The organism is Pseudomonas sp. (genome assembly GCF_028293835.1).
In the GTDB taxonomy this organism is placed as follows: domain Bacteria; phylum Pseudomonadota; class Gammaproteobacteria; order Pseudomonadales; family Pseudomonadaceae; genus Aquipseudomonas.
The window spans coordinates 1-23,047 of the sequence record NZ_JAQGNX010000106.1 but is presented as its reverse complement, the minus strand read 5'-3'; the positions used below and the strand labels follow the sequence as shown (position 1 = coordinate 23,047).

General features: G+C 58.0%; 14 protein-coding genes and 1 pseudogene. 6 read left to right on the top strand and 9 right to left on the bottom strand.

Annotated elements, in window-relative coordinates:
• Window positions 1-3: 3 nt before the first annotated feature.
• From JWR17_RS15055 to JWR17_RS15045, 3 genes are all read left to right on the top strand, one after another.
• Entirely contained in the window at window positions 4-639 is a 636-nt protein-coding gene (locus JWR17_RS15055; protein WP_299832716.1) for an N-carbamoylsarcosine amidohydrolase, read from the top strand.
• Between the two features lie 271 nt (window positions 640-910).
• Entirely contained in the window at window positions 911-2,221 is a 1,311-nt protein-coding gene (locus JWR17_RS15050; protein WP_299832715.1) for an MFS transporter, read from the top strand.
• Between the two features lie 82 nt (window positions 2,222-2,303).
• Window positions 2,304-3,377 (top strand): nucleoside hydrolase, encoded by a 1,074-nt coding sequence (locus tag JWR17_RS15045; protein WP_299832714.1) that lies wholly within the window; start codon window positions 2,304-2,306, stop codon window positions 3,375-3,377.
• A gap of 149 nt (window positions 3,378-3,526) precedes the next feature.
• Here the strand turns inward: JWR17_RS15045 and JWR17_RS15040 are convergent, their stop codons facing one another.
• The 8 genes from JWR17_RS15040 to JWR17_RS15005 form a co-directional block, all read right to left on the bottom strand.
• A complete protein-coding gene (locus JWR17_RS15040) occupies window positions 3,527-8,746 on the bottom strand; it encodes a deaminase domain-containing protein (protein ID WP_299832713.1) in 5,220 nt (1,739 codons plus the stop codon).
• A 209-nt stretch (window positions 8,747-8,955) separates the two neighbouring features.
• Window positions 8,956-11,508, bottom strand: a complete 2,553-nt coding sequence (gene ligD, locus JWR17_RS15035) for a DNA ligase D (protein WP_299832712.1) — start codon at window positions 11,506-11,508, stop codon at window positions 8,956-8,958.
• Window positions 11,509-11,565: 57 nt separating this feature from the next.
• Complete coding sequence (locus JWR17_RS15030; protein WP_299832711.1) at window positions 11,566-12,480, bottom strand: Ku protein; 915 nt, start codon at window positions 12,478-12,480, stop codon at window positions 11,566-11,568.
• A gap of 391 nt (window positions 12,481-12,871) precedes the next feature.
• Window positions 12,872-14,206: an MFS transporter gene (locus tag JWR17_RS15025; protein ID WP_299832710.1), complete on the bottom strand. Its 1,335-nt coding sequence runs from the start codon at window positions 14,204-14,206 to the stop codon at window positions 12,872-12,874.
• Window positions 14,207-14,315: 109 nt separating this feature from the next.
• Window positions 14,316-15,290: a hydroxymethylglutaryl-CoA lyase gene (locus JWR17_RS15020; RefSeq protein WP_299832708.1), complete on the bottom strand. Its 975-nt coding sequence runs from the start codon at window positions 15,288-15,290 to the stop codon at window positions 14,316-14,318.
• Window positions 15,287-16,480 carry a CaiB/BaiF CoA-transferase family protein gene (locus JWR17_RS15015; protein WP_299832707.1) on the bottom strand — a complete coding sequence of 398 codons (1,194 nt, stop codon included), beginning with the start codon at window positions 16,478-16,480 and terminating at the stop codon, window positions 15,287-15,289. Before JWR17_RS15015 ends, JWR17_RS15020 begins: the two co-directional genes overlap by 4 nt.
• 307 nt (window positions 16,481-16,787) lie before the next feature.
• Window positions 16,788-17,720, bottom strand: a complete 933-nt coding sequence (locus JWR17_RS15010; protein WP_299832706.1) for a LysR family transcriptional regulator — start codon at window positions 17,718-17,720, stop codon at window positions 16,788-16,790.
• A gap of 257 nt (window positions 17,721-17,977) precedes the next feature.
• Window positions 17,978-19,186 (bottom strand): epoxide hydrolase family protein, encoded by a 1,209-nt coding sequence (locus tag JWR17_RS15005; protein ID WP_299832705.1) that lies wholly within the window; start codon window positions 19,184-19,186, stop codon window positions 17,978-17,980.
• A 507-nt stretch (window positions 19,187-19,693) separates the two neighbouring features.
• On the opposite strand from JWR17_RS15005, the gene leuC reads away from it, so the two are divergent.
• Both leuC and leuD read left to right on the top strand, forming a co-directional pair.
• Complete coding sequence (gene leuC, locus JWR17_RS15000; RefSeq protein ID WP_299832704.1) at window positions 19,694-21,115, top strand: 3-isopropylmalate dehydratase large subunit; 1,422 nt, start codon at window positions 19,694-19,696, stop codon at window positions 21,113-21,115.
• A 12-nt stretch (window positions 21,116-21,127) separates the two neighbouring features.
• Complete coding sequence (leuD, locus tag JWR17_RS14995) at window positions 21,128-21,736, top strand: 3-isopropylmalate dehydratase small subunit (RefSeq protein ID WP_299832703.1); 609 nt, start codon at window positions 21,128-21,130, stop codon at window positions 21,734-21,736.
• A 3-nt stretch (window positions 21,737-21,739) separates the two neighbouring features.
• Here the strand turns inward: leuD and JWR17_RS14990 are convergent, their stop codons facing one another.
• A complete protein-coding gene (locus JWR17_RS14990) occupies window positions 21,740-22,654 on the bottom strand; it encodes a LysR substrate-binding domain-containing protein (RefSeq protein ID WP_299832702.1) in 915 nt (304 codons plus the stop codon).
• Window positions 22,655-22,908: 254 nt separating this feature from the next.
• Between JWR17_RS14990 and JWR17_RS14985 the strand changes: the two are divergent.
• Window positions 22,909-23,047, top strand: a pseudogene (locus JWR17_RS14985) (alkanesulfonate monooxygenase); the annotation flags it as partial.

The window sequence follows — 23,047 nt, the reverse complement described above, 5'->3', positions numbered from 1 at the left end:
ATCATGAGCGAAGAACAAACAGCTGACGCCAACTACCAAGGCGTGTGGGGCCAGCGTATCGGCTTTGGCAACAAACCCGCGTTGTTGATGATCGACTTCATGCAAGGCTATATCCTTGAAGGCGCGCCGTTATTTGCGCCGGGAGTGGTCACCGCCGTGGCGCAAAGCGTCGAATTGCTGGCCTGCGCACGGCAGCACCAGATCCCGGTGGTGCATACCAACATTCGCTACCATCCCGGGCATTTTGCCGACGGCGGCATGTGGGTAAAAAAAGCCCCGGTGATGAAAGACATGGTGGAAGGCAATCCACTGGCGGCGTTCTGCGAGCAAGTGCTGCCCAACGCTGACGAAGTGGTCATCAGTAAGCAATATGCCAGCTCGTTTTTCGGCACCAGCCTTGCGTCGATGTTGCACGCACAAGGGATCGACACCGTGGTGCTGGCCGGTTGTTCCACCAGCGGCTGCATCCGCGCGACAGCGGTAGATGCGGTGCAGCACGGATTTCGGACCATCGTCGTGCGCGAATGCGTCGGCGATCGCCACCCCGCGCCCCACGAAGCCAACCTGTTCGACATCGACAGTAAATATGGGGACGTGGTGAGTAAGCAGGAAGCAATGACGGCGTTTGAGAAAGGCTGACTAAGCCGATTTGACGGAGATCCGCCGGGAAGGAACGTGTTCACGAAGGACGCGGCTCGGTGAATCAGGCGAACCGCGTTGCCTGCTTCGCGAACAGGTTCGCTCCCACCGGGATCTCCGCCAGCCCAGAATTGTAATTTTACAAAATAAGCGACACAGATCGCGCTACTGCAACTCTTCTGACACTGCCTTTGGAAGTCGCCCGTTCGGTGCTGCCAAAGACCGAATGTGCGGCACTACAACAACCATAAGTCACCGCCAGGAGACACCGATGCCCATTGCGAATGCACCCACTGCGACGACCGTCGCGGACCCGATCCAAGCGCTGTACCGTAAAATTACCTGGAAGCTGATTCCGTTCCTGTGCTTCTGTTATCTGGCCGCCTACCTGGACCGGATCAACATCGGTTTCGCCAAGCTGCAAATGCTCGACCAACTGCACCTCAGCGAAACCGCATTCGGTCTGGGCGCCGGTCTGTTTTTCGTTGGCTACATCCTTTTCGAAGTGCCGAGTAACCTGGTGCTGGAGAAGGTCGGGGCGAAGATCTGGATCGCACGGATCATGATTACCTGGGGTCTGCTCTCGGCCTGCACCATGCTGGTCACCAGCTCAACCCAGTTTTACATCCTGCGTTTCCTGCTCGGTGCGGCCGAAGCGGGCTTCCTGCCGGGCGTGCTGTTCTACCTGACCACATGGTTTCCGACCTACCGCCGTGGCCGAATCATCGCGCTGTTCATGATCGGCCTGCCGCTCTCCAGCGTCATCGGCGGCCCGCTATCAGGCTGGATCATGGGTAACTTCGACCATGCCGCCAATCTGCGCGGCTGGCAGTGGTTGTTCCTGATCGAAGGGGTGCCAAGCGTGCTGCTCGGGATATTGACGTTCTGGGCTTTGCCCAACAACCCCACCGAGGCCAAATGGCTGGACGACAGCGAAAAAAGGTTGCTGGAAGGCGAGTTGCGCCTGGACGAAGCGGATGGCAAAGACAGCAAGCACAGCTTTCGTGACGGCTTTTTCAACCTCAAGGTCTGGATGCTGGGCGGTATCGATTTCTCAATCCTGCTCAGCGCGTACGCCATGGGTTTCTGGATGCCGACGTTCATTCGCAATGCCGGGGTCGTCGACACCTTTCACATCGGCATGTTGACCGCACTGCCGAGTATTGCCGCACTCCTCGGCATGCTACTGATCGGTGCCAGCTCTGACCGTCACCGTGAACGCCGCTGGCACATCATTGTGCCGTTTCTGATTGGTTCGGCAGCCATGGCCTGCAGCACGTTGTTCACCCATAACCTGATCGCGACGGTGGCACTGTTTGCCATCGCTTCCGCCGCAATTATTGGTGCCGTGCCGGTGTTCTTCAGCCTGCCGGCGACCTTCCTCAAAGGCCGGGCGGCCGCCACCGGTTTCGCCCTGGCCTGCTCGCTGGCGAACATCGCCGGGTTGGTCAGTAACTCGTTGATGGGCATTGCTATCGACGTGACCGGCAGCAGCGCCGGCGCGATGTGGTTCTTCGCCGGTTGCCTGATCCTCAGCAGCCTGTTGGTGGTCGCCCTGCCGGCAAAACTGGTCAACCGCTAACGCCGTGTGTTTGAGTGGCACGCCGCCGATGAATTGTCCGGCGTGCCAACGTCCAGCCATGCACTAACAAGGTAAACAAACCATGCACGGATTTTTCAAAGGCTGCGCCCTGGCATTGGCGGTCGGGCTCTCGGCCGGCTCGCTTCAGGCCGCGGAAAAGGTCATCTTCGACACCGACTTCAACGTTCTTAACGATGACGGTCAGGCCTTCATTATGCTGGCCCAACTGCACGCGCAGCAGCGCATCGAATTGCTGGGAATGACCTTGGTCAGCGGCAATGCCTGGGTCGACCAGGAACAGATTGACGCGCTCAAAGCCGTAGAGCGAATGGGTGTGGAAAAGCAGGTAGGGGTGTACTCCGGCGCGGCGTATCCGCTGGTCCACGATTACGCCACCTATGAGCAGGAGAAAGCGCTGTTCGGCTCGGGCTGGCCCGGCGCTTTCAAGAACCCTCGGCCGACCTCGGCAAGTCAGTTGGTTGCGCCGCCCGATGGCTTGGCGACTCATACCCAGATACGCTCAGAGTCCGCCGCGCAGTTCATCATCGACAGCGTGAAACGCAACCCCCATGAAGTTACCCTGCTCGCAGTCGGTCCGCTGACCAATATTGCGCTGGCTATTCGAACCGCGCCGGAAATCGTGCCGCTGATCAAACGCATCGTGTACATGGGCGGCGCCATTGAGATCCCCGGCAATACCACCCCGGCTGCGGAATTCAACTGGTGGTTCGACCCGGAAGCCGCAAGAATCGTCCTGCGCCAGCCTATCGAACACGTGATATTTCCCAACGATGTGTGCGAGAAAGTCACCTTCGACGCTTCGGTCTACAAACGTATCGTGGCCAAGAAGGGTGTGATTCCAGATCTGTATAAAAACGTCCTCGGTCCTACCTTTGCCAAAGACCCCACCTACCACAGCTTCACCTGGGACAGCTTGCCCGCCTTGTTTTTGGTGCACCCGGAAATGGTGACAGACGCCAGGGACATGTGGGTTGACGTCGACACCCATTTCGGCCCGGATTACGGTCGCGCACTGGGCTACAAAAAAGGCGCCCCGGTGGGAACGCAGAAAGCCAAGGTAGTGTTCGGGATCGATCAGAAAAAATTCTGGGATGAGTACGTGTCGCTGGTGACGCTGCCAGCGCCGGTCAAGTAGCTAACGTTTGATTGCTGATTGCTGATTGCTGTCGGAGCCAACTTGTTGGCGAGGCGAGGCGAGGCCAGACACCCCAGTTGAGGCCGCTTCGCCAACAAGTTGGCTCCTACAGGTATCTTTGGAGCGACGGAGACCGGTGCAGGCAGGGGTTACACCCGGTCGTAGTCCTTCAGGTAGCTCACCGAAAAGTTAACCCCCGGAAACATCAGCCTGATCTGCGGCAATATCACCCCACCGCAGGAGCGACAGGTGTCCATCAGGGTGAAGAAATGAATATCGCGAAGAACAGCACCCTGCAGGTCCTGTTTAAGGATCGTAGCAATCAAGCGTTCCGAATCCAGATACCGGGTCATGTCCAGGATGGTCAAGTGATCCGCATCCCTTAGTACCGGCAGGCTAGTGAATTCGGGATCCGGCGCGCGACCTCGCATCCGGATACCGGCATCGATGTAAGTCACGCCTTCGATAACCTGTGTATCGCGGTCAGGTAGCTGCAGTTTGAATTTGAATCCCTTGGCTTTCTTGCCCCCGGAAAACGAGTAATACACAAAGCGCTGACCTTCGGCCGTTTCCACCATGGCATAAGCGAAATTGGCACCTCGCACATGGATGGAGAGCTTTTCGGCGGTCCCCGCCAGGGCAATGCTGTCGACAGTCAACGGCACCCAACCTTCTGCCTTGGTTTGCAACGGGAGTAACCGATTGAGCACCTCGATGTGATGCTCTTTTCCCGAAATATCTCTATCACCGACTCGCTTGAAGTCGGCAATACTCGACTTGGCCATCCGCACAAAACGCTGCTGCGCGATCTCACCCGTCAGCAATTTTTCAGCGTAACCGTGGAGCTCGTTTTTCAGCTCATGCACCTCGCAGACATTTTTATACTCTTCGTACGTGGCGGTCTTGCCGAGGAAAAGCTGCTGCTTGAATTCAGCGGTGTCTTTTTCCAGGTCAAACAACAGCCGAGCGATGTTTTCTCGGTCCTGCAAAATCGACGTGCGCTCAGCCACCAAGCGATACTGCTCGGCCTGAAACAAGTAGCGGTTGATCAATGCGTCGTCTACCACGCGGGAGAAGGCCAGCTCCCCGGAGGGGGTTTTCGGCGCTCGATAGAACAGGCCAACGTCTGCCTCAACGAACAGATACGCGCTGCCATCGATGTCTAATTGCAAGGCGCGTAATGTGCGGGCGTCAGCGACGCCCTGGGCGATACCTTGCAACTCAACCGTTGGCAGCGTCTGGAAAATCAGCAGTACATCGCTTTCGGTCACGTCAGGCGATACGCCCAGGCGGCGCAGAAGTGAGAGTCGTCCACTGACGTGCTCGAGATAGACCGGCTGCTCAGGCAACGCCAATCCGGCCTTTTCCTCGGCCGTCAGCGGGATCAGTTTTTTATCCGCAGACAGCTGCGCCGGGCGGCGGCCCTTTCCGGGAATCACCTCATGGTCCCACTTGCAGACCTTGCCTTCATGGGTCAGCAAATCCAAGGCTGGCGCTGCGCTGTCGAGGGAGGATACGCGGGCTAGCTGGTACTCACGGGCGGAAAAGGCGGCGCTGGAATGTTGGCCCAAGGTCGCCACTGCGCCTGCGCCCGTGGGCGCTTCGATAGCGGGCAAGACCAGCCTCACGAAATCAGCGCACGGCGTACCAGGGATTAGATCGCGACCTGGCCGGCACAGCATCGGCGACGCTTCAAGTCGATTTGCTCCAGCCGACAGTTTCTCAACTGAAAGCATGCGCAAAACCGGCTCAGGGACCGTACTGTTGAGGTGGTAGTGATGCCCATCAACGATGACGTCGAACACCCCCGTTTCGCGCTCGAGCACAGAGGCTTCACAGGCGTCCGCAATCAACAGTTCAAACCCGCCGTGCTCGACGCCGATCACCGGGAGTGCATGCGGATAGGTTCCAACAGACAGCCCATCCCACGCCGATGCATGGGCCAGTTCAAGGCTTTCGCCACTGGACAGCACTTTCAGCGCGGGTCCGAACGCTTTGTCCCCATAGGGGTCGAGCAACCTGAACACTGGCGCATCAAGCGTGCCTATATTGCGTACCGCTACCGCGCGAATGCCATCGACAATGGCGCGCTGATCGGTATTTTCAACCCTCGGTACGTGAGCGTGTTCCAGGCTTTCTGAAAACAGATACATCCCGGACCTCAAGGTTGCCAACTGCGCAATATCCCCGTTCTTTGAAAATATTCGAGCCAACGCCGGGACCTGCTTAACTAATAACTTCATGCTGAGCGCCGACAGGTTCCAACTCAGTTTGGCTACATCCCGGAGCAGAAAAATCCCGCTCTGCTCGGCTAACCCCTTAACCAGCGTCCCCATTTCCTTGGCCATTGCCTCGGCGATAGACACCACGCTCAGTTCTTCAGCGCGCAGTACAACCCTCGCCGTTGAGCCTACGAATTGACCCATGGGGACCAATGCGAAGACGATATCCGTCGCGCAGCCAATCAAGACGCCTGCTGACCTGTCACCGGCTGCCAGGTCTTTGATACAGCCATAAAAAGGAATGATAAGGCGAGCGGTAAAATCGGCAATTTTACGCTCCATGTCCCAGGTCTGTTCCCAGCCGGTTTCATGGGTATTAAGCGCCTTGATGGAGGCAATGGCGGCGACCAACAAATGCTCGGTCGCTGCTGCGGCGACGGCGTCTAACGCCGATGCTTCGCTGGCATTGGGTAAAAAGGTCAGCACCGGCCCCGGAACCAGCGTTGCATTGAGTGGGTTATTGGGCTGTGCCGCAGAGCGGGAAACCGATCCGCTCAAATAAGCATCACTGTCCACTGGGTTCAACAGCATCACGTGCGCCACGGCCCGCGCCTGGTGATAAAGGTCTTCCCTGGCGCCATCCATCACGAGGTCGTACGTGTGCTCAGGCACCGGCACCTGATAGTCAAACGCTTGGGGGACTTGACGGGCCACACCGGCTGCCGGAATGATTTCAAAGAACGTCTCCTCGTTTGCCACATGCAGGTGGAAGTCATGGCGATGGTCCCCGGACTGGCAGCGGATGAAGACGCCATGCTTGCCTTCTTCACTGGCAAACCGCAGGCGGCTGACTTCGCTGGTCGAGGTCGCCAGCAGCGCCCGCTGGGCCGAAGGCATCTCTTCCAATAAACGTCTGATGATGGGGCGTTCGGCCTGTGTCATCGCCGTGTGATACGCCGTTGATGCCTGTTCGTACAGGTCGGGCACGGTGGGCTTTGCGACGGCTTGCAACTCACCCATCATGACTAACTCAAGTACCGTCGCCTGCCTGCCCAAACCCAACTCGCCGCCAGTAGCCAGCAGGCGCGACCATTCATAACCGGCTGCCGGGCGCATGCCTTGCCGTTCGAGATAAATAAATATCGCGTCACCCGCCGGTCCCGCGTCCCAGATATTGGGGTCTACTTTTGCCTCAGCCAACTGATGGCGCGCCATCCGCTCTCGATCAGGTGCCTTGAGGCTCAGCAGGTTGTGCAACGCCTGCGCATGCAAGTTTTGTTGTTTCGTAAGGAACGCCAACGCCTGCATGATTTGTGCGGGGGACGCCTGGCGAATGTCGTCTGCATCAGCCCATGGGATCGCGCCGTGGGCGACCGCGTAACGCATGGCGGGGAGAACCTGCGTCTTGGCCCATAACTCACGAATAACAGGATCGCTGGACTCAACGGTTTGCGCGCTGGTGACCAGCACATCATCGAACTGGCTGCGCTGCGCGGTCCCCGGCGCCAAGGCCTCCAGCAAGCAGACGCCTTGCAGCAAAGAGACACTTTGCAACGAACGGCCGTAATTGAGGAAGTCAGGCACGTTTTGCACCAACAGTTCCGGGGCCATTTCCCGTAACAGCAGGTACATCAGCAGGCTGACCGTGGCCGGCGATGCCTGAGGCTGGCGGGTCATGATCATCTTGCGCACGTGCCCGGCGAGTGCGACGTGGCTGTACTCGCTGGCCTGGCGGCTGTAAATAAAGCGCTCAATGGATTCGCTGGCAGACTTCGGGTCCAGCAAAAAGAACCCAACGATGGCATGCCCGGCCAGGGCTTGTGTCACCTGCGCCGAGGGTTGGTCAGCAGACACCGAACCGTACCAGCCCATCTTGGCCAGCAGCGGCGCGAACGTCGTGTTGAACGCAACGGTTTGAAACAAGGCCTCCCAGGCTTCATGTGCAGGTAACGACAATTCACGGGCCGAACCCTCGGTTTGGCTCAGTAGGTCAACACCCAACGTCAGGAAGAGTTCGTCAGCGCTGCACTGGGGGTTCCAACTGTTTAGCGGCGAGAGATCGCTAACCAACGCGTGCAGTTCGGGAAGATTCCGGGCAGATTCTGTTTCAAGATGTTCAACAGGTGTCAGCAGCATCGAAGCGGTTCGTAGAGCCACCTCCGAGGTGATATCGGGATGTACCTGACGCAACCGGATCGCCAATGAGAGCGCGCGCATTGACGAGGTGGTTTCGGCGCTGCTGATGGCTTCGCTCAGCCAAGGCTGGCCGTCGGGGTTCATTGCGTATTCAGCGACTTGGCGCAAAAAGACCCGGCGAGTGGCTGAGGATATGGGGGTTGCCATATCGATCGGTAGCAACGCCGTGCCCCTCTCCGTAAGCGGCATGGCGCTCAGGCTATCAATGATCATCAGCCAGGCAGCGGACGAATCGAGTTGCTGGGTCAGCGAATCCAGCAACGCTTTGTCTTGGTAGCTTCCCTGGGTCGAAAACAATCTGGAAACAACGACTTGAAAAGGTGACTCAGCGTCTATCGCAGCGGCCATTCCTTGATACAAGACGCGAGCGGGCGCAGCGGAAATCCACTCGACAATGGGTGCAAATCGGGCACCACGCTTGAACTGAATCATCCAGTGACGCAAATCTTCGGGGATGGGTTTCAACAGTTCACCCAGCTCCGAATAGTCGCCTTCACCCAATACAATGGCGGGACTCCAATACGAGTCCGCGTCGTAGAGGTAAGCGTCGTACTGCGCCCTGGCGTGGGGGGTGGTGAGTGATGACTCGTTGAGCCACGCGATATCAGCAAAGAACTGATGGATCTGAACGTGGTTGAGGGTCTCTTCGGGGCAGTTCTTCAGGCGCGATACCAGCGTTCGGGTTCGTGGGCTTTGATACAGCCGCAACAATGCGGAATCCAGCTGCGTAGTTGGGTCAGAGAGGTCGGTGACATGGAAATCAGAGTCGTCACCCAGCAGGCGTTTCAGCACCGCCCTGACGACTTCAAAATGAACACTTGGCTCACGGTCTTGTTCGCCTGAGCCCTCAGGAATGGCTAATAGATGGTTTTCGTCTAGAGCGACCACGCCTGACAATTCTTCATTGACGGCGTAGATATCCAGCGTATCGGTTGGGATTGGATCGAGCATTAGGGTGTGTTCCTTTCTGGCCAACGTTGGGATCAACGGTTGGCGACGAACTGAAAGGAATAGGGAAACGTTTCTGAAAGAAAGAGGAATTCAGCACATCAGTTCGCGGGCGCTATCCGACAATGCTGTAGGACTGAGCAACGATGTCAGGTAGTGAGCAAGCCCGCCCCTACAATTTAATGTTCGTAAATTCAATAATTTACGTATTTTTATTCCTTTTCAACACCCAATTGCACCCACATCCTCCTGGTCAGCCGCTGACGGTTTTCATAGCCCGCCCAAGGGTCGGTCTTCAGGCTGTCAAGCCGGTCATGAAGATTGCTGACAGTCCATTGCTGGGCCGATTGCAACTCGTTGAGCTCTTCTCGGGTAATGGGCACAGACACCGGAAGGCCCGGTCTGGCGCGGGCGGAGTAAGCGCTGACAGTGCTGCCACCGCGGGTGTTGCGCAGGTAATCGATGAAGATCTTACCCACGCGGTTCTTCGGCCCCATGGTGGCGGTGAAACGTTCGGGTAGTCGCCAAGTGATGAATTGGGCGATGGCTTTGGCAAAGGCTTTGACCGTGTCCCAATCTGCATGCCTGGCGAGCGGCACGATGATGTGCATGCCCTTGCCGCCGCTTGTTTTCAGAAACCCTTGCAAACCCAATTCGTCGAGCACGCTCAAGGTCATTTGGGTTCCTTCGATCATGCTCCGCCACGGCAATGCAGGGTCGGGATCAAGGTCCAGAACGATGCGGTCAGGCGTTTCAATCTTGTCACTGGTGGCACCCCACGTATGAAATTCGATGGTGCCCATTTGCGTCGCGCCGACCAGGGCTTGCACCGAGTCGATTTCCATCAGCCGTGCGTGGCCGGGATCAAGCCCCGGGGTCAGTTGTTTGATGTTGGGGATCGCCAGCCGCTCGGCATGCTTCTGGAAGAATTGTTCACCCTTTACGCCTTCAGGGCAGCGCAGCAACGCAACGGGCCGTTGGTTCAGGTGCGGCAAAATCCAGTCGGCTATGGATTCGTAGAACTGCGCCAATTGGATTTTCTGCGTGCCGCTGTCTTCGTCGATGACCCGTGACCCGTGGCTGATACCGACGCCTGCGACGTTGATTCGCGACTTACCCTTGGCCGCTGTTGTCGCTGTTTTTGCAGCGGCGCGAGGCTTGGCTTCGGGTTTGGCGCTCAGGCTTTTAGGCGAACGTGGATGCTCATGGATCACTTCTGATGCCGGTTTATCACTGCGCAGGGCAACAAACGCTGCATGACGTAAAATCCCGTCGCGTGTCCACTCAGCGAACTCGGCTTCGCAGACCAACTGGGGTTCAATCCACTGCACACCTTTTGCCTGGTCAGCGCTGAGCTTCTTCACCAACGGCGACGAATCGGTCGCCAGTTTGGCGAGCTTCTCGTGCAATTGCTTCAGGGTCGTCTGGCTGAAACCAGTGCCCACCCGCCCAGCATAAATAAGCCCTGTCTGCTTGCCCTCTTGGTTAACCGCCAGCAGCAATGCGCCAAAACCACTGCGACTGCCTTGGGGCGGCGTGTAGCCCACAATCACGAATTCTTGCCGCAGCCTACATTTAAGCTTGACCCAGTCCGCGCTGCGCTTAGACACGTATGGACTGCCCAGGCGTTTACCGATAACACCTTCCAGCGACATGGCGCTGGCGCTTTCGACGATGTCCCGGTGGCTGGCGGTGAACACATCAGAAAAGCGTAGACGCCGGCTGCGCTGCCCATCAATCAACTTTTTCAGCGCGGCGCGACGTTGTTCCACAGGTGTCTGACGCAGGTCTTCGCCATTGATATAGGGGGCGTCGAACAAGAAATAAACGATGTCTTTACTACGACCGATATCGAACGCGTTTTGCAGCGCCTGAAAGTCCGGCAAGCCCTTGTCGTTGAGCATCACCATTTCGCCGTCGAGCCAGGTGTCTTTGAGGTCCATGGCCGCCAACGCCTTGGCTTGCAAGGGCAAACGATCAGTCCAGTCGTTGCCGTTGCGGCTGAGCAACCGCACCTGCCCATCGGCAAAATGAGTCATTATCCGATAGCCGTCGAATTTGATTTCGTACAACCAATCGCCGCTGGGCGGCTTGTCGACCAAGGTGGCGAGCTGCGGCGCCAGCTTATGCGGAACGCCCACGGTTGCTGCTTTTGGCTGAGCCTTGGCAGGTTTTTTGACCGGTTTGGCCTTGCCGACACTTTTGCCACTGATCACGCTTTTCGGCAGCGCCTCAACGATGTCGTACTCGTCACCGGGCCGGGCGATGTCGTCCTTTTCCTTAATCAGCAACCACTGTTCCTTGTCACCGCTGCCGTTGAGCCGGGTGCGCACCAGCGCCCATTCACCGGTCAGTTTTTCGCCTACCAGGGTGAATTTGAGTTTGCCTTCTTTATAGGTTTCTTGCGGGTCACCGTGTGGTTGCCAGACGCCACGGTCCCAAATGATCACGTCACCTGCGCCGTATTGACCCTCAGGGATGCTGCCTTCGAAGCTCGCATAACCCAGAGGATGGTCTTCAACGTGTACCGCCAAGCGCTTGTTTTTTGGGTCCAGACTGGGACCTTTGGGCACCGCCCAGCTTTTCAAGGTGCCATTCAATTCCAAACGGAAGTCATAGTGCAGATTGCGCGCGTCATGCTTGTGGATAACAAAACTCAGGGATTTATCGCGACCCCGAGTCGGCTGATCATCGGCAATTCCCGACGGCTCGGACGTCACGTCGAAATTGCGTTTACGAGCGTATTCATTCAACGGCTTGGCCATGTTCACTACCTTGCGCTGGACTGGAACGGACGCGTGTATAAGCGTCTTCATCTCAGATCAAGAAACTTTAGTGGTCTTCTTTCGAGCCGGTGCCCGTCGTTTCGCCGGTGCCTCTGCCGGGGCTTTTTCAGAGGCTTTATCAGCGGATTTAGCCGGCGCCTTGCTCGCGGGTTTAGCCGCGCTTTTGCCGCCAAGGCTACGCTTGAGCAACTCGGTAAGGTCGATGACATCGGCACTTTTGCGTTCGGTCTCACCGACATTGGTTTCGACGTCTTCGATTTTTCCTTCACGGGCCTTGGTTTCGACCAATTGCATGATTTTTTCTTCGAAGGTGTCGCGGTATTCCTCGGGCTGCCAGTCGGCACTCATGTCTTTCACCAGCCGCCGGGCCATGTCGCGCTCGCTTTTGCTTAACGTGGCTTCAGTCACTGCTTCGGTCAGTTCAAGGGTATCGAGGCTGCGCACCTCGGCGGGCCAACGCAGAATCACCAGGACCATGGCCGACTCTAATGGCATTACCGCCGCCAAATGCTGACGGGTATGCAGCACGACATTGGCCAAGGCGACTTTTTTGGTATCGACCAAGGTTTCACGCAGCAAAGCGTAGACCTTTTCGCCGCGTTTGTCGGGGGTCAGGAAATACGGGGTGTCGATGTTTTGCAGGGGAATTTGCTCACTGTCGACAAAACCGAAAATCTCGATGGTTTGCGTCGATTTGGGGTGCGACGACCGAATTTCCTCCTCGCTGAGAACCACGTATCGGCCCTTTTCGTACTGCACGCCCTTGACGATGTTTTCCTTGGTCATGTCCTTGCCTGTGACCTTGTTGATCCGCTTATAGCCGACCGGGTCCATGCTGCGCTTGTCGAGCCAATCGAAATCGACTCCCTGGGACGACGTCGCCGAGACCAGCGCGACGGGTATGTGCACCAAGCCGAAACTGATCGCGCCCTTCCAGATTGCTCGTGGCATCGCCTGACTTCCTGAGTGGTCCTGTTTCTAGAAAGACAGGGCAGCCGAGGCAAAGTTTCGGACGAGACGACGGGGTGACCATACCCCTGTAGGCGCTGCCGGAGGCTGCGATAAGGCCATGGGCAACACATTCTGCCAATAATATTTGCAGACCAACGACTCTGTAGCGCTTAGCCTCCTGCATATCCACGTGGCAGGAGGCAAAGGAATTGCCAGGTGCAGTTAATGGAAATCGACTGCGCACAGGGCGTTTTTCCCAATCGGGATATACCTACGTCCTTACTACTGTCGTTGATCAAACGTCGACCGGTTTGCGTTTGACAGGCGACGCCGCGCTGTCGCGCAGCAAACACAAAACCTGTAGGAACTGCCGCAGGCTGCGATAGCGCCCTCAACTGCCGGTCTTATCCAACTCCCGCAGCTTGGCTGGCAATGCCCACAACAGCAGCGCCGCAGCAATCACGCAGGCGATGCCGATCACATACAGCGCTGGGGTGGTGCTGCCGGTGAGGTCTTTGATGCGGCCGACCATGACCGGGCTGACGATGCCGCCGAATTGGCCGAGGGTGTTGATTACCGCGATGCCGCCTGCGGCACCCGCACCTGCACCTGCCAGTAACTTCGGTGGCAGCGCCCAGAACGCCGGAATCGAGGCGACGATGCCTGCGCCGAGCAAGCTCAGGGCAACGATCAGGAACACCGTGTGTGTGGCAAATATTCCGGCGCTGAAGAAGCCGACGGCGCCCAGTATCACCAGGCCCGCGACGAACTTGCGACGCTCGCCGCTGGCATCGGACAGGCGCCCGACGATGACCATGCTGATTGCGCCGCAGATATAAGGGATCGCCGTCAGCAATCCAATCATTACCGGGCTTTCCGTGCCCGCGCTGCGGATCAACTGCGGAGCCCAGAAGTTCAGGCCATACGACGCCACTTGAATCAGGAAGTAGATCAACCCGAGCATCAGAAAACCTGGCAGTTTCAACGCCGCCAGCAATGATCCGCTTTTGTGCGGTTCGTGATGAGCGATACGACTCGACAGGTAGGTTTTTTCCTGGGGGGTCAGCCAATGAGCGTCGGCAATCTTATCCTTGAGCAGCACCAGCACCAGTAGGCCCAGCGCTACACAGGGCACCCCACCCAGCAAAAACAGCCAATGCCAGCCGCGCAGGTTCATTACGCCATCAAGGTGACCGAGTACCAGACCTGAAATCGGCGCACCGAACAGGCCGGCAAAGGCCGAGGCGAGGAATAACATCGAGGTGATACGGCCGCGATAGTGCTGTGGAAACCAGAGCGTCAGGTAATACAAAACCCCCGGTGCGAAACCGGCTTCCATCGCGCCGATAACAAAGCGCAGGGCATAGAACTGCCATTCGGTATTCACGAACACCATTAAGGCCGTTGCCACCCCCCAGGACATCATGATTCGGGCGATCCAGCGCCGGGCGCCGACTTTGTACAACATCATGTTGCTGGGCACTTCGAACAGCACATAGCCGACCACAAACAGGCCTGCGCCGAGGCCATAAGCGGTGTCGCTCAGGCTCAGATCGGTCTGTAGCTGGAATTTGGCGAAGCTGATATTGATCCGATCAAAGAACGCAAATAGGTAACAGACCATGATCAGCGGCATGAGGCGCCAGGCGACTTTGCTGATCAGGGCTTTTTCCGCGCTGACTATTTGCGCAGGGGTGCTGTCTGCGTTCAAAACAGAAATGGTCATTTCGTTGTCTCCAGACGGACTTCCCGTAGGTGTCCGATTGTTTTTGTTGTCTGGCAGGAGGGCGTCATGGCCCCCATGATTAAGCGTGAAGCAACACTAAGCAGGCGAATCAGGCCGGCAAGTTTTCAGGCGCCGGGTGCAGGTCGCTGTTACGTCCGGCTTTAGCGACCTGACCGGGCATCTCGTGGCCTAACAGCGCAGGCAAACGACGGGACATCCGCAGCAAGTGCGGCAGATCGATACCGGTCGCAATGCCCATTTCTTCGCACAGGTTCACCAAGTCTTCGGTACAGATATTCCCCGAAGCGCCGGGGGCAAAGGGGCAACCGCCCAAACCACCGAGGGAGGCGTCGAAGCGCCGCGCACCGGCTTCGTACGCGGCCAATACGTTGCTCAGCCCCAAGCCACGGGTGTTGTGAAAGTGCAGGGTCAATTGCCCGGGCGATACCTTGGCCAGAACGCGCTGAACCAACCGATAGACTTGACGCGGATTGGCCATGCCGGTGGTGTCGGCCAGGGTGATCCCTTGCATGCCCAACTCCAGGTAGGCGTCGACGATTTGCAGCACGAGGTCTTCGTCAATCACACCTTCGAACGGGCAACCGAAGGTGGTGGCGACAGTGCCGTTGAGGCTTACGGGCGTTTCCCGTGAGCTTTCTCGGGATGTTTCTCGGGACGTTTCTCGGACCAGTGCCACAATCTCACCAAACCCGCTCAGTGATTGTTCGCGGCGCATGCGCATGTTGGCCAAATTGTGCGTCTGGCTGGCCGACATCACCAGGTTCAACTCATCGGCGCCCGCGTCCAGGGCACGTTGCGCCCCCTTCAGGTTGGGGATCAGGGCGACGTAGATCACCCCCGGCTGACGCTGAATACCACGGAATACTTCGTCACCGTCGCGCAGTGCTGGAATAGCCTTGGGCGACACAAACGAACCGGCTTCGATACGGGAAAATCCTGCCAGCGACAGTTCATCGATCAAGGCGATCTTGTCAGCGGTTTCCACCCACTTTGGTTCGATTTGCAGACCGTCACGGGGGGCGACTTCCTGCACGATCAAGCGCTGGGAGTAGTCAGTAATCATTGCACGACTCCTTCTGTTTTCAGGCGGGCGATGTCGTCAGCACTGAGGCCCAGGCTGTCGAGCACGCTGTCGGTGTGTTGGCCCAGGGTCGGCCCCTGCCAGTTAACCGAACCGGGGGTTTCCGACAGTTTCGGCACGATGCCCGGCATCTTCACCGCAGCACCGCCTGGCAACTCGGCGTCGAGAATCATGCCCCGGGCCTGATAGTGCGGATCGGCGACGATGTCGGCGACTGAGTAGATACGTCCTGCTGGCACTTCAGCGGTTTCCAGGGCTTGCAGAACCGCGTCGATGGGCTGGCTCTGGGTCCACGCACTGATGGCGTCGTCGAGCATATTGCTTTGCGACGCGCGGCCGTCGTTGTGGGCAAATTCCGGCTTCTCTGCCAGATCAGCGCGACCGATCACTTGCATCAACCGCTTGAAGATCGGGTCACTGTTACCCGCGATAACCACATAGGCGCCATCGGCGGTGGGGTAAGTGTTGGAGGGCGCGATGCCGGGCAAGGCACCGCCGCTGCGTTCACGCACATGGCCCATCATGTCGTATTCCGGCACCAGGCTTTCCATGACGTTGAATACGCTTTCGGCCAGTGACACGTCAACGATCTGCCCATCGCCCTGCCCGGTCTTGACCCGCAGCAACGACATCAATGCGCCCATCACCGCGTGCATCGACGCCAGTGAATCACCGAGGCTGACGCCCACTCGTGCAGGGGGTGCGCCGGGGGTGCCGGTGGTGTAACGAATCCCGCCCATGGCCTCGCCGATGGCGCCGAAACCCGGACGATCACGGTAAGGCCCGGTCTGCCCGTAGCCAGAAATACGCACCAGCGTCAGCTTGGGGTTTATCGCATGCAGAACGTCCCAACCCAACCCGAGTTTTTCCAGCGCACCGGGACGCAAGTTCTCGATCAGCACGTCGGTGCTTTCCGCCAGTTGCTTGACGATGGCGATGCCTTCGGGGGATTTGAGGTTCAGCGCGAGGGATTTCTTGTTGCGTGACTGCAAGTACCACCAGAGGGAAGTGCCCTCATGGAGTTTTCGCCATTTACGAAGAGGATCGCCTTGACCCATCGATTCGATCTTGATCACTTCGGCACCGAATTCAGCCATCAGGCGCGCCGCAAAGGGGGCCGCAATCAGCGTTCCGATTTCGATCACGCGGATTCCGCTCAGGGGAGCAGTCATCGTCAGTACCTCATGGTTCTTGGAATTTGAGCCAAGGCTAGAGGACTGGGCAGGAAATAATCAAACCGTCAGTTGGCAAGGTTCGTTCGCCAAACGCGAACGCTTGTAGCGAAGCGTCTGGTTCGGGCCTGCTCAGGCTGGAAAACGTAGCGAGCGGAGGCAAGACAAGGAAAACAGGCGAGAAACGGCCGGGGTTGCGATCGACGCTACGGGTTGTAAATGAGCATTTTGATCGGACTCGCGCACCAGCCGGTTTTAACGCAGTACTGCGTACGTAGCACCGAAGGTGGCCGGCCTGCAGTAGTTTTCACACAGCCTGTGCTGCACAAGACGCGTCCAGGCGGCGTAGGTGCTCGAATAACAAACGACTCACCGGCGACAGTGTTGCCAAGTCACGAGCGACCAGTATCAACGTGCGCTCAGACCAATCATCACTGAGCGCCACCGCTGTCAGGCCGAGGGAGCGGCCAAACAATTCATAAGCTTTGCGCGGCAGGATACCGATGCCCATGTTCGCCTGGACCATCCGGCACACGGCATCAAATCCCGGCACGTGAATCCGCACACGCAATAGGCGTCCACCGGCACGTGCCGCGGCATGAGTACGCATGTTGATGGAACTGGCGGCGTGCAGGCCGATGTGGTCGAAGTCCAGGGTATCGGCGAAGGCTACACAATCGCGCTCGGCCAGGAGGTGATCGCTGCGCATGACCACCATCAAGGTGTCGCGACGATACGCCACGCTAAGCAGGTCTTGGGTGTCGGTGTCCTCGGAGCAAATACCGATGTCCGCCACGCCGTCGACGATGCCCTGCACCACGCCAGTGCTGGGGCGTTCTTCCAAGTCGATTTTTACTTGTTCATGGCTGGAAACGAAGTCATGCAGGTCTTCCGGCAAGAATTGGATAATCGCCGAGAGGTTCGCCAACATCCGCACGTAACCCCGTACGCCCTGGATATGTTCATCCAGTTCAAGGCCCATCTTTTCCATGCCGAACAGCATGCGCCGCGCGTGGTGCAACAGGGTTTCCCCGGCAGCGGTCAGCGCCATGCCTTTGGCGTTCCGCACGAACAAACCAATGCCCAGCGCGTCCTCCAACTCCATCAATCGCTTGCTGGCCGCCGACACTGCAATCGCCTCCCGCGCCGCCGCCCGGGTCAACGTGCCCTCCTCATGCACTGCAACCAATAATTGCAGGGTGATCAGGTCCAGACGGCGGGTGAGGTTTTTGTGCAGCATGGGATGCGGTACTCAGGGTTCGCGGTGAAGCAGGATAGCGCCAGGTCGCACAACCGCGCAGGCCTTTTGTTCCTCGGTAGGAGACAACACGTTGGCCCTTATCAAACAGCGCATAGCTTATTGACTTGAAAATAATCTGTAGGAGCTGCCGAAGGCTGCGATTCGACCTGGAACCGGTCGCCCCGCGAAAGCGCGGCGTCGAAGACGTGGCGGCCCCTCCTATTGAAACAGCGCATAAGTTATTGAGTTTACGAAAGCTAAATTGTAGGGGCGGGCTTGCTCGCGATGGAGCGAAGCGGTCCCAAAAGGCTGGATTCACGCAACGGCCTGAAAAACGCCCTGATCTCTTCCGCCAATGCCTGGGGTTGCTCCATCGCGGCAAAATGTCCGCCGTGTTGCATGTCCGTCCAGCGCTGCACGTTAAAGCTGCGTTCAACCCACGAACGCGGGGGCATGGGCAGCTCGGCAGGAAATTGCGCAACACCCAGCGGCGGCAGCACTCGTTGGCCAGCGGTAAAGTGCACGGGGCGTTTGCGGCTTTCCAGGTACAGGCGAAATGATGAGCCAATGGTCCCGGTGAACCAGTAAATCGCGATATTGGTCAGCAACGCGTCCAGGGATATCACCTGTTCAAGTTCGCCGTCGCAGTCACTCCAGGACTGGAATTTCTCCGCGATCCAGGCGGCCAATCCTGCAGGGGAGTCGTTCAAGCCGAACGCCAAGGTCTGCGGCTTGGTGCCTTGAATCTTTCCGTAAGCGCCCTCTTGCTCCGCCCAGGCTGCGGACGTATCGAGAAAGCGTTGTTCTTCATCCGATAACGACGGTTGTTCAGCGCCCAATGGAGGGCGATAGGATCCCGGCAGGAAATTCAGGTGCAGCCCTTTGACCCGCTCTGGGTAACGGTACGCGAGCCAGGTCGACACGCTGGATCCCCAATCGCCACCTTGCGCAGCAAACTGCTCATAACCCAACCCCGTCATCAGCTCGGCCCACAGCCCGGCGACTTCGAACGGGCCGGTACCTTTGGCCGTGGGGGCTGAGGAAAAGGCATAGCCGGGCAGCGACGGCACGACGACGTGGAACGCATCCTGCGGATCCCCGCCATGGCTGCCCGGATCTGCCAATAACGGAATGATGGCTTCCATCTCGACAAATGAACCGGGCCAGCCGTGGGTCAGGATTAAAGGCAACGGTGCAGGCCCGGTGCCCGGTTGGTGAACAAAGTGGATCGTTTGACTGCCCATTTGCGCAGTAAACTGCGGCAGTTTATTGAGCCTCGATTCCTGCGCTCGCCAGTCAAAATCGGTACACCAATAGTCCACCAGCCGCTGCAAAAACCCGTTGTCCGTGCCCTCACTCCATCCCGCGTCATTGATACCGGCAACCCACCGCGTCCGCTCAAGTCGGGCGTTAAGATCGGTCAAGGCCTCGTCAGTGATAGCGATGGTGAACGGCTGTATGTCCATGAAACGGGTCTCCTGTTGTTCGCATCGGGTGAGTTTATTTCGGTTGTCGCCAAATGATCGACAGTACCGCACGTTTATTCATAGAGCCTGGATTTCCATCGTAATCAACAGCGATTCGCACTGGAGCTTCGGCCACGGACCGGCGCAATTTCTGACCGAGGAACTTTGATTTACCTGACGTAAGGATCTGTAGGCCAACTTGTTGGCGAGGGGCTTGATGCGGCATATCTGACCTGACGCTTCGCCAACAAGTTGGCTCCTACAGCAAAACCTCATCGACTTTATAGGCAGCACCGTTGCTTTCCTGTACGTCGGCACAATCTTGGCCAGGATTGCCGTTGTATCCGGGCCATTGACTGCCAGTGATTCACATCCATCAAACACGATCCATGTCCGATGCCATCACTGTCTTGCCATTGATAGCCCTACCACCGCGCTTATGATAGATCCAGAAGTCTGTCGAGCCTGCCGACAGCCTCGCGAAATCCTCTATCAGCGAGCGTCACCATGACCCAAACAAGAACCTTATACGACAAGCACATTGATTCGCATACGGTGTGCAACCTCGATGACCAAGGCCATGTCCTGCTCTACATCGACCGTCAGGTCATCAATGAATACACCAGCCCGCAAGCCTTCAGCGGCTTGCGTGAAGCCGGTCGCGGAGTGTGGCGCCCGTCTACGGCGTTGGCGGTGGTTGATCATGTAAACCCTACCGCACCGGTGCGCGTGGCGGCCATGGCTGACGAAGGCGGCGCGCTGCAGGTCTCTTACCTCGGACAGAATTGCGAAAAATTCGGCATCGAGTTGTTCAACGTACTCGATAAGGGCCAAGGCATCGAACATGTAATCGCGCCGGAACAGGGCTTCATCCTGCCGGGTATGGTCATCGCCGCCGGCGATAGCCATACCACTACCTATGGCGCGCTGGGTGCGTTCGGCTTCGGTATCGGCACCTCCGAAATAGAGCATCTGCTGGCTTCGCAAACCCTGGTCTACAAGCGCCTGAAAAGCATGCGCGTTACCGTTGATGGCGACCTCGCCTCCGGCATCACCTCCAAAGACGTGATCATGGCGCTGATCGGCAAAATCGGCGCCTCGGGTGCCACCGGTTACGCCATCGAATTCGCCGGATCGACCATTGACGCTCTGAGCGTCGAAGCACGCATGACCATCTGCAACATGGCCGTCGAGGCCGGAGCACGGGGCGCATTCATGGCACCCGATGACAAAGTATTTGATTACTTGAAAGACAAACCCCGCGCGCCCAAAGGCGAATTGTGGGACCGCGCAGTCGCCTCGTGGCGCCAACTGCACAGCGATCCCGGTGCCCGTTTCGACAGTGAAATCCACCTCGACTCCAACGACCTGGAGCCCATGGTCACCTGGGGCACCAGCCCGGACCAGGCCGCAGCCATTGGCTCGACGGTGCCGGACCCGCAAACCATCAGCGACCTTATTTTGCGCCAGGACATGGTCCGGGCCCTGAAATACATGGGCCTGGAAGCCGGCATGCCGTTGAGCGACATCGTCATCAGCCATGCGTTTATCGGCTCCTGCACCAATGCGCGGATCGAAGACTTGCGTGATGCCGCCAGCGTAGTACGCGGCAAACGCGTCGCCGATCACGTGCGAGCGATGATCGTCCCCGGCTCAACCGCCGTGCGCGACCAAGCGGAGGCCGAAGGATTGGCAGCCATCTTTATCGAAGCCGGTTTCGAATGGCGTCAGTCAGGTTGTTCCATGTGCCTGGCGATGAACGATGACGTGCTCGCCCCCGGCGACCGTTGCGCCTCCAGCACCAACCGCAATTTCGAAGGTCGCCAGGGCGCGGGCGCTCGCACCCACCTGATGAGCCCGGCCATGGTCGCGGCCGCCGCGATCACCGGACGACTGACCGACGTGCGCCGCTTCGACGGCCGCGCTTAAGGAGTACATGTCATGCAACCTTTTACTACTGTCAGCGGTACTGCCGCGCCAATGCTTGCGGCCAACATCGACACCGATGTCATCATGCCCAAGCAGTTCCTCAAAGGCATTGATCGCAACGGCCTGGACCGTGGCTTGTTCTTTGATTTGCGCTTTTTAGTGTCAGGCGAACCCAACCCGGAGTTCATCCTCAACCAGCCGCCGTGGCAGGGTGCCAGGTTCATGGTCACCGGGCCGAATTTCGGGTGCGGTTCCAGTCGTGAACACGCGGTCTGGGGCCTGAAGCAAATGGGCATTCGCGCACTGATCGGCAGCAGCTTCGCCGGGATTTTTTACGATAACTGCCAGCGCAACGGGGTATTGATCATCTCGCTGGAAGAAGCACAGGTTCAAGCGTTGGGTCGCACCGTCAGCCAAGCGCAAAGTGCGCAAATCGAAGTCGACCTGGAAGCTCAGGAAATTCGCATGCACGATGGCAGCGTCATTGCGTTCCAGATCGATGCCTTGCGTAAGGACGCTTTGTTGCTCGGGCTGGACGCTATCGGCAGCACCTTGCAACGTAGCGCGCAGATTCGTGAATTCGAACAACGCCACCTGCACGCCAATCCCTGGCTGAACTGAAGCTTAAAGCGATAGCGCATGGAAGTGTTGCTGAAGGAACTCGACGCAGGCCCGCAGCTTGCCCGAGTTCGCCAGCCGTGTCGGGTAAACCGCCCAGACATTGGCGCTCTGGGTGTAATCATGCAGCACTTGCACCAATCGCCCCTGCTCCAGCAACGGTCGCACGTCCCACAACGAACGCAATAACACTCCGCGCCCATCCAGTGCCCACTGCAACACGATCTCGCCGCTGTTGGACGACAGTGGTCCACTGACGCGCACGCTTTCATGGGCGCCTTCGCGTTCCATCTGCCACAGGCCAAACGCATTGTCGCGCTCCTTGAGGACCAGACAATCGTGGTCCTCGAGGTCGGCCAAGGCCTGCGGGGTGCCACGTCGTTCCAGGTATGCAGGCGCGGCGCACAAGACACGGCGATTGGTCACCAAACGGCGACCGATGTGCTGTCCGGGAATGTCATCCCCGACCCGAATTTCCAGGTCGAATCCTTCACTGATGATGTCCACCACCCGGTCAAACAGGTCCAGACGAATTTCCAGCTGTGGGTACAGTTCGGCCAGTTGCGAAATAGCCGGCGCCACATGATTGCGCCCGAAACCAAAACTGCTGCACAGGTGCAAACGACCCCGCGGCTCGGAATGGGCTTCGGATAACTCGTCGTGCAGCAGCTGGAAATCTTCAAGGATTCGCACCGCCCAACGCTGCACACGTTCGCCGTCTTCTGTCAGCGCGACGCGGCGACTGGTGCGATGCAGCAAGCGGGTACCCAGGGCGTTTTCGAGAATCTGAATACGCTTGCTGACATACGCCGGCGACAAACCCAGTTCATCTGCGGCGGCGGCAAAACCGGCCTTGCGGATCACAGTCAGGAAAACCCGGAGGTCTTCTGGGAGCGGTGCGACTTCTTTTTTGGCGTTCATGCAGCTTCTTTTTAGAGTGGTCCGAGGCAGGTAGCGCGCGGGAGCCAAGAATAGCACCGGATCCCTTGGAGATTCTGGATAGCGCTGCGTGCATATACAGAAAAGATCTAAAAATATGGATTTAGGTTCTTTTACGGAATAAATCCGAGGCTTTATAACTAGCGGACTCTTTGTTTACCCAGCAACAGTCATTCAACAGCCGCAACACAGCGCCGCAACCATTTTGCTGACTTTTTTCTTTTGAAGGATTTGTCATGGACGTTTTTTGGTTCCTCCCCACTCACGGCGATGGCCATTACCTGGGCACCACCAAGGGCGCCCGCCCGGTTACCCTGAACTATTTGAAACAAGTAGCCCAAGCGGCGGACAGCCTCGGCTATCACGGGGTGCTGA

What these genes read in the sequence shown, in the direction of transcription:
- JWR17_RS15055 (WP_299832716.1), top strand. Translation starts at nt 4, where the DNA reads ATGAGCGAAGAACAAACAGCTGACGCCAACTACCAAGGCGTGTGGGGC.
- JWR17_RS15050 (WP_299832715.1), top strand. Translation starts at nt 911, where the DNA reads ATGCCCATTGCGAATGCACCCACTGCGACGACCGTCGCGGACCCGATC.
- JWR17_RS15045 (WP_299832714.1), top strand. Translation starts at nt 2,304, where the DNA reads ATGCACGGATTTTTCAAAGGCTGCGCCCTGGCATTGGCGGTCGGGCTC.
- JWR17_RS15040 (WP_299832713.1), bottom strand. Translation starts at nt 8,746, where the DNA reads ATGCTCGATCCAATCCCAACCGATACGCTGGATATCTACGCCGTCAAT.
- ligD (WP_299832712.1), bottom strand. Translation starts at nt 11,508, where the DNA reads ATGGCCAAGCCGTTGAATGAATACGCTCGTAAACGCAATTTCGACGTG.
- JWR17_RS15030 (WP_299832711.1), bottom strand. Translation starts at nt 12,480, where the DNA reads ATGCCACGAGCAATCTGGAAGGGCGCGATCAGTTTCGGCTTGGTGCAC.
- JWR17_RS15025 (WP_299832710.1), bottom strand. Translation starts at nt 14,206, where the DNA reads ATGACCATTTCTGTTTTGAACGCAGACAGCACCCCTGCGCAAATAGTC.
- JWR17_RS15020 (WP_299832708.1), bottom strand. Translation starts at nt 15,290, where the DNA reads ATGATTACTGACTACTCCCAGCGCTTGATCGTGCAGGAAGTCGCCCCC.
- JWR17_RS15015 (WP_299832707.1), bottom strand. Translation starts at nt 16,480, where the DNA reads ATGACTGCTCCCCTGAGCGGAATCCGCGTGATCGAAATCGGAACGCTG.
- JWR17_RS15010 (WP_299832706.1), bottom strand. Translation starts at nt 17,720, where the DNA reads ATGCTGCACAAAAACCTCACCCGCCGTCTGGACCTGATCACCCTGCAA.
- JWR17_RS15005 (WP_299832705.1), bottom strand. Translation starts at nt 19,186, where the DNA reads ATGGACATACAGCCGTTCACCATCGCTATCACTGACGAGGCCTTGACC.
- leuC (WP_299832704.1), top strand. Translation starts at nt 19,694, where the DNA reads ATGACCCAAACAAGAACCTTATACGACAAGCACATTGATTCGCATACG.
- leuD (WP_299832703.1), top strand. Translation starts at nt 21,128, where the DNA reads ATGCAACCTTTTACTACTGTCAGCGGTACTGCCGCGCCAATGCTTGCG.
- JWR17_RS14990 (WP_299832702.1), bottom strand. Translation starts at nt 22,654, where the DNA reads ATGAACGCCAAAAAAGAAGTCGCACCGCTCCCAGAAGACCTCCGGGTT.